14 protein-coding genes are annotated in these 14,117 nt (G+C 44.1%); 4 read left to right on the top strand and 10 right to left on the bottom strand.

The features are described from left to right. From ENI34_07690 to ENI34_07680, 3 genes are all read left to right on the top strand, one after another. A partial coding sequence (locus ENI34_07690) for a T9SS type A sorting domain-containing protein (GenBank protein HEC79004.1) occupies positions 1 to 575 on the top strand: 575 nt, incomplete at its 5' end. A 90-nt stretch (positions 576 to 665) separates the two neighbouring features. After that, positions 666 to 1,085: a nucleoside-diphosphate kinase gene (locus ENI34_07685; protein HEC79003.1), complete on the top strand. Its 420-nt coding sequence runs from the start codon at positions 666 to 668 to the stop codon at positions 1,083 to 1,085. Between the two features lie 62 nt (positions 1,086 to 1,147). After that, a complete protein-coding gene (locus ENI34_07680) occupies positions 1,148 to 3,247 on the top strand; it encodes a hypothetical protein (protein ID HEC79002.1) in 2,100 nt (699 codons plus the stop codon). 3 nt (positions 3,248 to 3,250) lie between these two features. On the opposite strand, the gene lspA is transcribed toward ENI34_07680, so the two are convergent. The 10 genes from lspA to ENI34_07630 all read right to left on the bottom strand — a co-directional run bounded on the left by lspA (position 3,251) and on the right by ENI34_07630 (position 12,671). Then, a complete protein-coding gene (lspA, locus tag ENI34_07675) occupies positions 3,251 to 3,748 on the bottom strand; it encodes a signal peptidase II (protein HEC79001.1) in 498 nt (165 codons plus the stop codon). A 29-nt stretch (positions 3,749 to 3,777) separates the two neighbouring features. Then, positions 3,778 to 4,155: a TraR/DksA family transcriptional regulator gene (locus ENI34_07670; protein ID HEC79000.1), complete on the bottom strand. Its 378-nt coding sequence runs from the start codon at positions 4,153 to 4,155 to the stop codon at positions 3,778 to 3,780. After that, positions 4,152 to 4,862 (bottom strand): tetratricopeptide repeat protein, encoded by a 711-nt coding sequence (locus ENI34_07665; GenBank protein ID HEC78999.1) that lies wholly within the window; start codon positions 4,860 to 4,862, stop codon positions 4,152 to 4,154. Before ENI34_07665 ends, ENI34_07670 begins: the two co-directional genes overlap by 4 nt. A gap of 26 nt (positions 4,863 to 4,888) precedes the next feature. Then, positions 4,889 to 5,296, bottom strand: coding sequence for an NADPH-dependent 7-cyano-7-deazaguanine reductase QueF (queF, locus tag ENI34_07660; GenBank protein ID HEC78998.1), 408 nt, complete (start codon positions 5,294 to 5,296; stop codon positions 4,889 to 4,891). A 92-nt stretch (positions 5,297 to 5,388) separates the two neighbouring features. Then, on the bottom strand, positions 5,389 to 6,414 hold the full coding sequence (locus tag ENI34_07655; GenBank protein HEC78997.1) for a reductive dehalogenase: 1,026 nt from the start codon (positions 6,412 to 6,414) through the stop codon (positions 5,389 to 5,391). 19 nt (positions 6,415 to 6,433) lie between these two features. Next, the gene (locus ENI34_07650) at positions 6,434 to 9,631 is read right to left on the bottom strand and encodes a PAS domain S-box protein (GenBank protein HEC78996.1); all 3,198 of its coding nucleotides are present in this window, start codon (positions 9,629 to 9,631) and stop codon (positions 6,434 to 6,436) included. 58 nt (positions 9,632 to 9,689) lie between these two features. After that, positions 9,690 to 10,484, bottom strand: coding sequence for a 3-methyl-2-oxobutanoate hydroxymethyltransferase (gene panB, locus ENI34_07645; protein ID HEC78995.1), 795 nt, complete (start codon positions 10,482 to 10,484; stop codon positions 9,690 to 9,692). After that, a complete protein-coding gene (locus ENI34_07640) occupies positions 10,475 to 11,113 on the bottom strand; it encodes a deoxynucleoside kinase (protein ID HEC78994.1) in 639 nt (212 codons plus the stop codon). The genes panB and ENI34_07640 overlap by 10 nt, the downstream gene beginning before the upstream one ends. Continuing rightward, a complete protein-coding gene (gene folK, locus ENI34_07635; GenBank protein HEC78993.1) occupies positions 11,085 to 11,570 on the bottom strand; it encodes a 2-amino-4-hydroxy-6-hydroxymethyldihydropteridine diphosphokinase in 486 nt (161 codons plus the stop codon). Before folK ends, ENI34_07640 begins: the two co-directional genes overlap by 29 nt. Positions 11,571 to 11,600: 30 nt before the next feature. After that, positions 11,601 to 12,671 carry a hypothetical protein gene (locus tag ENI34_07630; GenBank protein HEC78992.1) on the bottom strand — a complete coding sequence of 357 codons (1,071 nt, stop codon included), beginning with the start codon at positions 12,669 to 12,671 and terminating at the stop codon, positions 11,601 to 11,603. Positions 12,672 to 12,947: 276 nt separating this feature from the next. Here ENI34_07630 and ENI34_07625 point away from each other — a divergent pair. Next, positions 12,948 to 14,117, top strand: a 1,170-nt coding sequence (locus ENI34_07625) for a hypothetical protein (GenBank protein ID HEC78991.1), incomplete at its 3' end; no start/stop codon positions are given.

Below are 14,117 nucleotides of genomic sequence, written 5' to 3'. Positions count from 1 at the left end.
ACGGTTCTGCAGCCGGTTATTTTAATGGAGAGTTCTATGGTGCGAAGTCGACAGATGGTGGTGCGACCTGGACTGATTATACGAATCTGACCAATACGCGTACGCCCGGTGGTGCGAACGGTGCCTGTGATGATGAGGACTATATGACCGCGTATCCGTGGGTTGTGAACGATTCGATCTTTGTCACCTATGTAGAGGATAAGGATGCCGGTTCAACTCCGCATGGTGAGGGTGCCTTGACCGAGAATCCGGTGCGTTGCTGGGTTTTCCCGACATCGATGATTGGTGTTGAGGAACAGAATACCGAGTTACCGGGTGCGACGACGATTGCGATTACGCCGAATCCAGTGGGTCGTGTCGGTGTATTGAGTTATGCGCTTGCCCGTGCAGGAGAGGTCAATCTGCGGTTGTATGATGCTTCGGGCAGATTGGTGAAGAGTCTTGCGCAGGGTTATCAGGGTGCTGGTTCATATACTGTGCGGCTTAGCACGGCGGGATTGGCGAACGGGACGTATTTTGTGGTTCTGGATACGCCTTCCCGGCGTGTATCCGAATCCCTGATCATCGTTCATTAAATAAAGATTAAATAGATCCCGGGGTCAGATTTTTAATCTGACCCCGGGATTCTCATTGACAGATTCAAAGATCTGGATATAATCTCTTCTATGAATAGAACATTATTAATCATTAAACCCGACGCCGTTAAGAGAAATCTTATCGGTAAAATTCTCAACCAAATTCTCGATGCCGGATTCAAAATAATCGGAATGAAGATGGTCTGGCCTGATAAAGAAACAGGGGGAAAATTCTATGAAATCCATAAAGGCAAGGATTTTTACGAGTGGCTCGTCAATTTCATCTCTTCAGGGCCGATCGTTGTATGCTGTCTTGAAGCCCCTGATGCCCCGAAAAAGTTACGTGAGGTGGTGGGTGCGACTGACCCGAAAAAGGCAGCTCAGGGAACCGTAAGAAATCTCTACGGAACATCGGTCGGTGAAAATGTCGTTCATGCCTCGGCACCCGACGAAAACCCTGAGCGGGAAATTAAATTCTTCTTCAAAGACGAAGAACTTTTTGAATATTAAATAGCGCTTCATCAGAAGACTCTTCTCTTGACTCCATATTAATTATAATTATTATATGTTTAATGAGGAAGATATTTTTTTTGATTTTCTTGATAATTTCCTGCCCGAGACCGGGCCTTCAAAAAGCAACCTGCATCGATTACTTAAAGGAAGCCGAACGGGTATACAAAGAAAATCCTCTTTACGCCTACAACATACTGAATGACTCCACGATCTGTACTACATACCCGCTGAGACGCGCTGAGATTCTGGTTAAGCTGTATCTCAATCAGCGGGAGTATCAGCGGGCGGCGGCGCTGCTCGACAGCATCCACTGGCAGATCCCGCTCTCACCACAGGAAAAGGAGTTCATTCTACTGAAGACCAGAAGATGGGAGATGCTCATCCACAACACAAACGATACGCTCCTGTTGGGGATAGCCTATAATCACCTCGACAAATCCGAAGAGGCGATAAAACTTCTTTCAAGTCCTCAGAAACCTCATGACTACCGTATCATTAATTTAGCCCGGGTGTATATAAAAAAGGATGATTTGAAAAATGCATTCAATACGCTGCTTTCGATCGATTCGTTGAGTGATTATCTCTACCAGGATTATCAAAAACTCCTCTTTACCATTTTTTTAAACTATGAAGATTTTAAAACGGTACAAAAAGAACTGACGAAGATAAAGAAACCCGATCTGCGCGCTTATATATTACTTAAGATCTACGAAAAGAAAGAAGATAAAAAGAATCTAAAAAAGACCGCCTGGAAACTGATAAAGAAATATCCTGGATCCGAAGGTGCCTACTACGCTTTAAGGTATGTGAAACCGACGACCAAGGCAGAACATAAAGCGGTCGGCAAAGTATATTTCTATCACAAGGATTATAATAAAGCCGTCATTCATTTCAAATCTTCAAAAAAGGATAACGCCGTCAATTATTACCTCGGCAGGATTTATTACAACAAGAAAAATTATTCCCTCTCCCTCAAATATCTCGCCCGCAGCAACTGGGCTGCGGCATATTACTACCGCGGCAGAATTTATGAAAAGCTGAAAAAGTTCAACAGGGCGATTATGGTTTATGATTCTCTTTACACCGCTCATAATAAATCAAAGTATGCAACCCGGGGGTTCAAACGGAAGGCGTTTCTGCTGGAAGATATCGGTGATACCCTTAAGGCGGTGGAAACGTTCTTGAAGATTGATGAGAAGAATACACGGTTCCGCGCCGCCATGCAGTTGTTCAGACTCGGTGCTCTTGATAAAGCGGATTCAATCTTACGAATAAGTGATGACCCGGCATTCATCTACTGGCGCATCCGTATTCTGGAACGGCTTGGTAAACCAACCGACGAGCTCCAGGAAGATCTTTCCCGAAAATATCCTCTATCTTATTATACAGTGGTGAGGATCAATAAAGGGGTTGTTTTCGACACAATGACGCTCGAGGACTGGATAAAGACCTTCGACGACACGATTGTCTCATTCTCCAGGGACGACTCCCTCCATCTTTTAAAGGCGCAGAAATATTTCCGTCTGAATGAAACAGAATACGCCGGGAAAGAACTCGACCTCATCAGGGAGAAAAGTGCTCAGGACATCCTTTATTTAAGTAAACTATGCTCAAAACACGGTGCCGACAAACAATCCATCCTCTATGCCCTGAAGATCAAGAAAATGGCGAAACAGAATAATTTGAACAAATTCCCTTTTGAATTGTTTGAACTGATGTACCCGATAAAATATACATTCACGATTCTCGAGCAGAAGATTGATTTGAGTTTATGCCTGGCGATGATATGGCAGGAGAGTCTTTTTGATCCGGAGGCGCGTTCCTGGGCGGATGCACGCGGTATCATGCAGATCATCCCCCCCACCGCAAAAAAGATCGCCCGCGAGCTCAATATCCAGAACTATTCCCTCTATGAGCCGTCTCTTTCCATAAAATTCGGCTGTTATTACTTTCTGAATCTGTTGAATGAATTCAAATCCGTGCCTCTATCTTTAGCCGGTTATAACGCCGGACCGGTGCGTGTCAAACGCTGGATCGAGCAGGATCCGAATTACGAACTTGATGAGTTTATCGACCTGATACCCTACAATGAAACAAGAAATTATGTAAAATCAATACTGAGCCGCCGGGTAATCTACCAACAACTGATTGGTGTCTGATTCCTATTCAGAACCCGACGCCTCAACCAGTGAAGATTCTTTCTTTGTGAACAATTCCCTGACAAGCAGGAACACAGCGCCGACTGTGATAAAGGCATCGGCGAGATTATATGTGAACCAGCGCAGGTTACCGATCCCCATATCAATAAAATCTATTACGTAATCCATTCTTACTCGGTCGGCGATGTTGCCTATTGCGCCGCCGATAATAATACTGAAGACGATAAGGCTGATTTTGTTCCTCGTGGATAATGCAATATAGGTCAAAATAAGTGCACCGATGATTGAAAAAATATAATACAGAACATTGGGACCGAATGAAATACTGAATACCCCGTAGGGATTATAGGTAAGTTTAAAACGCAGATATGAACCGATTATGTTCACCGGTGGGTCGAACGGAGTCATAAAATTGACGATAAGTAATTTTGAAATCTGATCGAGAAATAACGCACCGATTAAAAATAATAAAAAAAGTCTGATATTTTTCTTATGTATCATTAAATTATTAAATTATTCAAAGTGATCTGTCACCGACCGGTTTCCCTGGAACACTTTATACACTTCCGCGCCTGGGGCAAAAATTTCAACCTTTTTTTACCTATCGGCTTTCCACAGGCTTCACAAAAACCATATTTCCCCTGGTTTATCTTCTTCAAGGCGAGATCAATTTCAAACAGAGCTTCGCGTCGGGTCGACAGAATCTGGGAAGTTATCTCACGCCTTTCAGTCTCTGTACCCTGGTCTGCCATATGATTTGAATAAGCGGAAAGGTCGCCCGAAGATTCCAGCTGGGTCTTTGAGATCTGGCCGCTTTCATATTCCAGTTCCTTAAGGAGTTTTTCTCTTTCTTCGAGCAATCTTTTTTCAAACTGCTTTAATTCTGCCTTTTTTAACTTTTTTATCATCTCATTTTCTCCTTCAACATATTTAAGTAAGACTTCGCCTTTATGTTCGATGGATCAATCTCGAGCACCTGACGCCACTGCTTCTGTGCCTCATCATATTTTTCTTGATGGTACAGGCAGAGCCCGAGGGTGGTCTTTGCCTCCAAATAATTCGGATTACCCTCCAGGATATCAACCAATAATTTCTCGGCGTCGTCGTATTCGGACAATTGAAGATGGGTCTTCGCCAGCTTCAATTTTATATCGAGGAAAGAAGAACTCACCTCTATCGCCCTTTTATATTCATCTTTCGCCTTATTATATTCCTGCAGCTCATAATAAGTGTCGCCCAGCTGGGCATAGGTCGAAGCGAGCTTTGCTTTAAGCTGGGGGGAAAGCCCTTTTTCTTTGGTCTCAAGACTCGCCGCTTTTTCAAAAGATGCTTTCGCCTCTTCGAATTTACACTGCTCGTTCTGAATAATCGCCATATGTACATATGCCTCGATATAATTCGGATTCAACTCCACCGCCCGTTTGAAACTATTAATCGCCTCTTCATGATTTTCAGCAATGGAATACGCCAGGCCCAGGGCATTGTGAACATCGGGATAATCAGGATACAGTTCTATTACCTGTTTGAACTTCTCGATCGATTCCTTGACCTTCCCCTTTTCGTACAGTTCAAGTGCTTCATTATATATCTTTTTTGTCGCTTGATCCATAGCCATTAATTATAATAATATTTTTTTATTTGTCAATGCATCGCCTTCTTACGCGGTTTTATCCTGCCGAAGCGGGCTTCAATTACTGAACTCATCCCGCCGCGCGGGTTGAATTCACCGCGCACGACCGCCCAGCGTGGTTTTACCGCTTTAACAAAATCCTTGAGAATGCGGTTTACCGCATTCTCATAAAAAATCCCGAGATTACGATATCCAAGTATATAATATTTTAAAGACTTCAACTCAACAAAATATTTACTCGGTTCATATTCAATGGTTATGGTACCGGCGTCGGGCAGGCCGGTCTTCGGGCATAAAGAGGTGTACTCCGGGATAACGATCGTTATGGTGTAACCTGAAAATTGATTGGGCAGAACTTCCAATTTCGGCAGTTTTGCCTTTAGACCGCTTGTTGCATGTTTTTTTGTGTACTCCGCCATGGCACATTATAATGCATTCTCGACAAATGTCAATGAGACAGTATTTTAGTATAATCTGCCGAGAAAAACAAAAAAATTCTCGGATGTGACGGCTACTTCTTTTTACGGGGATCAAAAGGGCAGGCGGCGATACATCTGGAACAATCACCGCCGTTTTCAATCCAGAATTGATAACATTTATCATGGTCCACAGGCCAGCGCAGGATTCCCTGATTATTGGAAGGGCAGACAGTATCATAAGTCGGTTCTTCTGTCTTCTGAATCGCCTCCACCTCACAGGCGTCTGCACAGCGGGTGCATCTTTTACAGAATTCAGTCACACCGAACCTGATCGGTTTGTCACAACTGAGAGGCATATCTGTAAAAACCTTGCACAATCTTACGCAGGGACCGTATTCCGGAGTGATGAGAAGACCGAGTCGACCCAGTTCTCCCAGACCAGCGTCGATTGCAAGAGGGATACTCAATGCAGTGTCATTTCCCATGGGCAGGGCTTTATATCCAAGATACCTTATAAACTCCGCAAGGCAGGCGACGCAAAAAGCCATACGGGAATAACAGAGACCGGACTCTATACAGGCGGGATAAGCAGGTGAAGTTTCAATCGCCCGGTAGTCCATGGCGATGACCAGAACAACGGCGTATTTAAAGTCATCCGGAATCCCCAGAGGAATCCCGTCCATGTTAAAAGAGTAAATCCATCTCTTGTCAACACGACAGATCCCCACCCCTGAAGCACCGTAAAGCAATGCCGTCTTTTTGACCTCTCCACTCATAGCCTCTGGATCAGTGACCGGAAATTTTTTAAAGGCGGGTTTGGGCATCATATTGTTGGCTTTTTCCAATTTATGCGGGGAAAATGCACCGTGGAAATAATCATATACTGTCCAGGCGCCCAATGCCCGGACAAAATCGAGATGAGAATAGCCCGGCTCGCCTTTTTTGATGATTTCGGCTGCTTTATCATACATCCCCTTTTCATAAAACGATGCCTCACGGTCAAAAAGCATTCTGCCAAACACGGTCTGACGTTGATCAAACCGCTGCAATAATCTTTCATCAATCCTGTAAGGCGGATCGTCGACCTCTGTGATTTTATACCTGTTTGTAATCCCCATTTTTATTCCGGAGCTGTTGTTATTTGAATTCAAATCCCTTTTCAAAAACCTTCAAGCAGGCGTCTACCACCTTTTCATCATAAAATCTACCTCGATTTTTTTTAATTTCATCAAGTGCTTCTTCAAGACCGAGTGCCGAGCGATACGGACGGTGAGAACTCATCGCTTCGACCACATCAGCCACCGCCAGAATCCGCGCACCCGGTATTATGTCATCACCCGACAAGCCCTGCGGATAACCTGAACCGTCCAGTTTCTCATGATGCTGCAGAACCATCTTCGCAACGGGCCAGGGAAATTCCACCGCCTTAAGAATATCATAACCCGCTTCACAATGTGCTTTGATAAGTTCCATCTCTATATTTTTCAGTTTCACCGGTTTATTCAAAATCTCGGCGGCGACATATATCTTACCGATATCATGAACCAGACCCGCGACCCGTATCCCCTCAATCTGTTCCTGAGGAAAATCCAGTTCCTGGGCAATAGCGCAGGCGAGCTGCGCCACCCGATGTTGATGACCCGCGGTATAAGGATCTCTCTTTTCGGTCGTCGAAGCGAGTGCATGAACTGTTCCGTTCAAGACCTTTTGAAGTTTTTCATAACTCTCTTTCAGCGAACGTTCCGCTTTTTTACGCTCTGTTATGTCTTCAACAATCCCGTCGTAGTATATTATCTCTCCTGCGTCATTATATACCGCGACAGCAGACACCGAACAATAGAACGGCGTTCCGTCCTTCTTTCTCAATTTCAATTCTTCGTCCTGGACAAACCCCTGTTTAAGCATCTTCTCGTTGAACGCCTGCCTATCTTCAGGATTTTGATAAAGCTGGGAAACATTTATGGAAAGCAACTCCTCTTTACTGTCGTAGCCGAACATTCTGACCATCGCCGGATTCGCCTCGATAAATTTTCCGTTAGGTCCCACGGTATTGCGGTAGATTCCGACGTTCACATTATCGGTCAATGTTTTATATCTTTCACGACTTTCTTTCAGTGCGTCATCCGTACGTTTACGTTCGATCACCATTGCGATCTGTTCTGAAACGAATCTTAAAATATCTATGTCACGCTCAGTATATCTCACACCTTCGGTGTAGCTCTGGACGACAAGTACTCCGATAATCCTGTCGGCGATCTTGAGCGGCACACCGAGCCAATCGATATCCGGTGTGCCGATGGGTTCAACCTCACCGTTCTTGACGAGCTCCCTGAATACCTCTGGTGAGGCAAGCAGCGCCTCTCCAGTCCTGATTACATATTCGGTTAATCCTTTTCCCATTCTGCGCGGGGCAGGCCTCTCATCATATTCATCGACAAAATATGGAAAGGTTATTATGTCGGTTGTCTTGTCATAGAGTGCGATATAGAGATTCTTCGCCTCCATCAAATTTCCTATGATCTGATGAATGGAATGATAAAGGGACTGGAGATTCTCTGCAGAATGTGCCGCTTCGGATATCTTATAAATGGCGAATTGAAGTTCTTCGGTCTGCCTGCGTTCAGTGATATCGAGGAGTTGCGCCACGGTTCTTCTCTTACCCCGATGATCGCGGATAACCGACACGCTTATCTCAACCCGCCTCACTTCGCCGTTCTTTCTCACGACATTGAATTCATATCGCGAAGGTACATCCTCACCCCTCTGCCTTCTAAGATATCGTTCAGCAACCATATCCCGGCTCTCTTCATCCAGGAACATACGGAAATCTTTTCCGAGGATCTCATCGGCTGGATAACCGAGGATCTTACACAACTCATCATTAACATAAGAGAAACGAAAATTTTCATCTATTATAAGTACCCCGGCATGGGAATGCTCCACAATGGAACGATAAAGGGCTTCGCTTTCAATCAAGGCATCGGCGATCCGCTTTCGTGCTGTAATATCTCTGGCGATCCCCTGAATAGCATAAGGTTTCCCTTCTTTGTAAAGAAGGGTGCCTTCACTTTCCACCCAGACGTACTCGCCGTTCTTCTTCTTCAACCGAAACTCACTGAGGTTCTTCTGGGCACCGTTCTCTTTTATCTCTTCCATGAGTTTCCTCATCTGGGGCAGCTGGGCTTCATCCACTACATCCATAATGGTAAGCGAAGAAAGTTCTTCCCTTGTATAACCAAGCAGTTTCAAAGATGCATCATTGGCATCGATAATTCTCCCATCGAAATCATGAATCACAATACACAGAAGGCTGCGGTCGAAAAGGGCGTGATATTGCAACTCACTGTCCGCCAGTTCGCGTTCGGCTTTTTTAATAACGCTTATATCAAGCGCCACCTCAACAACCCCCATCACCGTACCTTTTTCGTCTTTCACCGGATATCCTTTTATAAACCACTCTCTACCGTCGGGCATCTTTATCTCGCGTTCCTGAAACTCACCGGTCTCCAGCGCTGCTTTAACCGGACAATCAACGCACGGCTTTTTACGCCCCTGCCATATCTCATAACAGCGTTTACCGATCAGCTCTTTCTGCGGCAGGCCGAATGATTTGGAGGCAGTGGTATTCGCCCAGATAATTCTGAAATCAGTATCATGATAGACCACCAATTCTGTTATGCTGTCGAGGATCACCGTCTTTTCTTTTTCACTCTTTTTTAAAGCCTCCTCCACCCGATGACATTCATTCATCTGCTCCTGGAGAAGGCGATTGGTCTTCGCCAGTTCTGCCGTACGTTCCGCAACCTTCTTCTCCAGACTGTCCCGGGCTTCACGTAATTTCCGCTCCATCTCTTTGCGTTCTCCGATATTCCAAAGATAAGAACGGGAACCCACTATCTCACTGTCTTTTTTCAAGACAATAGCGTCAACCTCGAGATATATGACAGAGCCGTCTTTTCTAACCCCCCTGAACTCGTAGCGTGCCGGAACATCTTCACCATTTATCCGTCTCCGATGATATCCCAGCACACGGTCAAGGTCTTCCGGATGCACCAGGGTCTGGATTGATTGATCTTTCATCTCTTCATAAGTATAGCCGAAGAGTTCGATAAATTTGTTGTTAAAATACTTAAACCTCCCATCAGGGTCGTCAATCAAAATACCGATATCGGCGTTTTCAACAAGGTCGCGGTAACGTTCTTCACATTCTTCCAGTTTCTCTTCCACTCCGGACTGCTCAGCGATACGACGACGCAACTTTTCCAATTCTTGAATGAGTTCTTCTCTGGGTCTCTCCAGCTCACCGGAAAAATGTTTTTCATAAAACGCAGCCATTTAGATATCCTTCTTTAAAAATAACTTTTTTTATTCATCATAAAATAAAGTCCGGTTGTCATTCGAAGGAGTGTTCTTTGTCCGGGTAAATTCCTTTTTTGACTTCTTCCCGATAAAGTGCAACCGCCCTGCTGATTTCTTCACCCAGATTTGCGTACTGCTTGACGAACTTCGGTTTGAATCCTGGGAAGAGACCTATTATATCATGAAGAACGAGAATCTGCCCGTCGCAATGAGGACCGGCACCGATGCCGATCGTTGGAATCGAAACCTGGTCCGTAATTATCTGAGCAAGGGCGGCAGGGATCTTTTCGAGGACGATGGAAAAACAACCCGCGGATTCAAGGAGACGGGCGTCCTGAATGAGCCTCTCTTTTTCTCTCTCTGATCTACCCTGTAATTTGTATCCACTGAACTTATGGACGGACTGGGGTGTCAAACCGATATGCCCCATAACTGGAATCCCCAGTTCAACAAGGCGTTTTATGGTTTCAATAATCGGAGAACCTCCTTCCAGTTTCACGGCACAGGCACCGACTTTCAAAAATCTGCCTGCATTATACACGGCATTACTTACAGAAACCTGATAAGATAAAAAAGGCATATCGGCGATCACCAAGGCATTCTTCACTGCATTGCTTACCACCTTTGTGTGATAAAGCATCTCTTCCATAGTGATCGGAAGGGTCGTCTTTTGACCAGCGAATACATTCGCAGCCGAATCTCCTACAAGAATCAATTCAATACCGGCTTCATCAAGGATCTTCGCCGTTGGATAATCATAGGCGGTGAGGCAGACGATCTTCTCTCCCTTCTCTTTCATGGAAATCAATCTGTCAATCGTTATCGCCATTGCCGTGAAACAATCCTCCTTGGTTCTTTTAAATCCTTGATTTCATCGCAGAGGAATTCAACATCTTTTTCATTTGCGATAAAATCAAATCCTTTGATATCGATGATTAAAAGAGGCGAGATATTGTAGTGAAAAAAGAAGACATTATACGCCTCGCATAATTTCTCGATATATTCAAATTCGATATTGCGCTCAAAGCTGCGGTCTCTTTTCTTTATTCTTTTGTAAAGAAACTCAGGATCCGCCTGCAGATAGATCACCAGATCAGGACGCGGAATGTCTTTTTCCACCAGGCCGTAAATCTTATCATATAAAGCGAATTCATCTTCTTTAAGATTTATTTCCGCGAAAATTCTGTCTTTGGCGAAAAGATAATCGGCAATGATCCGCGAATGGAAAAGGTCGATCTGGGCGATCTGTCTCTGCTGTCGGTATCTTGACATCAAAAAGTTTATTTGAGTATGAAAGGCGTATTTTGAAGGATCTGAGTAGAACTTCTCCAGGAAGGGGTTCTCTTCAAATTTTTCCAGAATGACACCGGCGTGAAATTTTTCAGCCAGAATTTTGGTGAGGGAGGTCTTTCCCGCTCCAATCACCCCTTCAATGGCGATAAATCTCAAATCCTTCATTGTCAAGTCCTTTTAAATACTCTTTCATCGGTTTATCAGAAAAAGGCGGGATGAACCCGGGAGCGATGTCAGAGAGTAATTTTATTGCAAAAGGTCGGTTGTAAAACTCCTTATGGGGTATGGTCAGATTTTTTTCTTTAATAATTTGCTGGTTGTAAAAGAGAATATCGATATCGATTATCCTCGGTCCCCATCTATCACTCGTTTTTTTCCTTCCCATCAAGGACTCGATTTTTTTTAGAATATTCAACAATTCTTCAGGCCGGTAATCACACTCAATTTCAACCGCCATATTTAAAAAGTCGGGCTGATCAGTAACACCCCATGGTTTTGTCCGATATATCCTGGATTTTTTCACCACGTTGATATTATGGGACTCGAGATATCTCAAAGCATTAATCAGATTTTCCTCAAGGGCGCCGAGATTAGAGCCAAGGAGAAGGAAAATTTTCCTCATTTCATTATTTTACACGAAAGACCAGCGATGTCAAGGCAGGATGAGGGAGTGTAAATACGCCTTGTTCTTCTTAAGTTGTTCATACGAGAAAAAAACAACACCGGCAAAAGGTTGGGCATCCACCAGCTTCACCTGATAGCTGACCTCTTTCGGTTTCAAGATATATAAACCGATTCCAAAGACCACCCGACGTGGTTCATCGACCGATTTTTTGATTTTGCTGAAATATCGCTTCAAAGCCCTGGTATAAGACATCAAACAGACAAAATCCACATAACCGGAATTGAGCCAGGTAAGCCAGTCCTGATAAAAATCATATCGGGCACTGATATAATCCGGTTTAACCGCCGCCGAAATCAAAAGGTCCGGCTTTTTCTTCTTTAATCGATCTCTCAAATCTTTGATAAACCGGGTGAGATCGTCGGAAACGAACCTTTGCCATTTCTTCTTTAAATCCTCGGCTCCCCAGAGACTGTAACGTTTTTGAAAATCCCTGCTCGTCATAATCTCCATGGGGTCGATATAATAACGCCTCATGAATTTACTTCTCAACAACGGATCATAGATAAAATCATCATTCGGATATCTGATATAATCAATATGGAGTCCGTCAAAATCATAATTCTCAATGATCTCCTCGGCAATATTGCTGAGATACGACTGCACCTGAGGATTTGCCGGAGCCAAATAATAACCTTCAAGACCGAGCTTCTTCAACTCTCCGACACTGTATTCAAGGATTGACCGTCCGTGGATGTCCTGAACATACCAATCAGGATGATGATTTATCGGATGAAGCTGGGTCATCGGCCGTGGTGCATAACCCCAGGAATAGTGGAAATTGACCCAGGCTGAAACCTTGATGTTACGACGATGCGCCTCGGCGATGAAGTTCTTCAACCACTCATCAGATTGTCTCTTACTGGGGGCGTATCGGGAGGGATAATAAGCCTCTCCCAGAGCGAATATCTGTAAAAAGATGTGATTGAATCTTCCTTCAAGGTGGGTGAAAATTTTGTTCTTATCGGCGAGTGACCATCGGGGAATCCAGATACCGCGGAAATCCGTATGAAAAATCATCAGTAAAAGGAAAAGAGTCACATCATAATGTAATCATTTTTTTAAAGTTGTCAATTCTCGGATGTGCTGGCGCATCCACTGAGGGCTGACTCCTCTCCACTTTTCTCATAGTGCCAGCAGAACTGATTGAAGTGATATTTGTCATTCTGAGAAGCAACGCGACGAAGAATCTCTCTTTCCCCTTAACCCTATGCTCTTCGCCCTATGCCCTTTGCCTTGACATCCTACCACTCTTTACTATACTATAATTAGTAGCAAAATGCGGTCCTTACCATTGTTATATTTTAAGGAGAGAAGATGTTAAAGAGGTTTTTATTATTTATTATTATCAGTTTTTGTGCTGGTCAGGTCAACTGGCAGATTGAAGTGGTGGACTCGATGCCAACAGGGGCGAATGAGTATTATTTTAATTCGATGGCGTTACAGAGTAATAATATGCCGGGAGTGGTTTACAATCGGGATGATTTTAGGAATGTTATCTTTGCCTGGCGTACTGATTCGGGGTGGGCTAAGGAGACTGTGGATTCCGGGTATTTCTATTATGCTTTTTCATTGGTTTACGATGATAATGATGTGGCGCATTTAAGTTTTTATCAGCGGAATGATTCATTGGAGAGGACCTATCTGTGTTATGGTCGGCGTGATTCATCGGCCTGGCACATAACTGCGGTGGATTCGATTGATGGTTCATTGGGTGGATATTACTGGGATTTCAACACTTCGATTGCCCTGGATACATCAGGTTATCCCGGGATCGCGTATATTGCCTGGAATATTGCGGATTCACTGCATTACATAAAATATGCCCATTATAATGGTGTTTCCTGGGATACTTCAGTGGTGGAATATGATTCAGCCTATGCCAATCAACAAACCGGACCCACTGACTATAGTCCGTCATTAAGGTTTAACAGAGAAAATATTCCCTATATCGCCTTTTATCATGTTTATGCCTCGTCTCATGCTGATACCTTAAAACTTGCTCACTATGATGAGGATCAAGATTGTTGGTTTATCGAACCGGTGCTTAATAATCTTCATGCCGGTATTCCGGTATCATTGGCGTTCAATAGTGCGGATTATCCCTGCATTGCGCATGGTTATGATGCGGGTCTTGCCTATACCTGGTGGGATGGGGTTGACTGGCATACTGACTACGGGATTGCGAGTATCGGCTGGCTTCAGTTGCGGATTAGGCTTGCCTTAGACAGTAATGACAATCCCCATATTTTATATCGGCACTGGGGTGCTGCCTATCCGCGTTATTGTTATAAAGACAGTATCTGGCATCTGTGCGGACCAGTGGAACCAGACTCTGGTGATGCTAATGTGCAGGCGGATGTCAATATCGTGCTCGATAACCAGGACCAGATTCATATTGCTTATAAATATAATGATTATGTTCAGTTTATCAGTGGTTTTAAGTATGCGGTGGGTACGCTTCAGGGTGTTGATGAAAATTCGGGT

It is taken from the genome of candidate division WOR-3 bacterium (assembly GCA_011052815.1).
Taxonomy (GTDB): Bacteria; Hydrothermota; Tepidihabitantia; order SM23-42; family SM23-42; genus DRIG01.
This window is presented reverse-complemented; position numbering and strand designations above follow the sequence as displayed.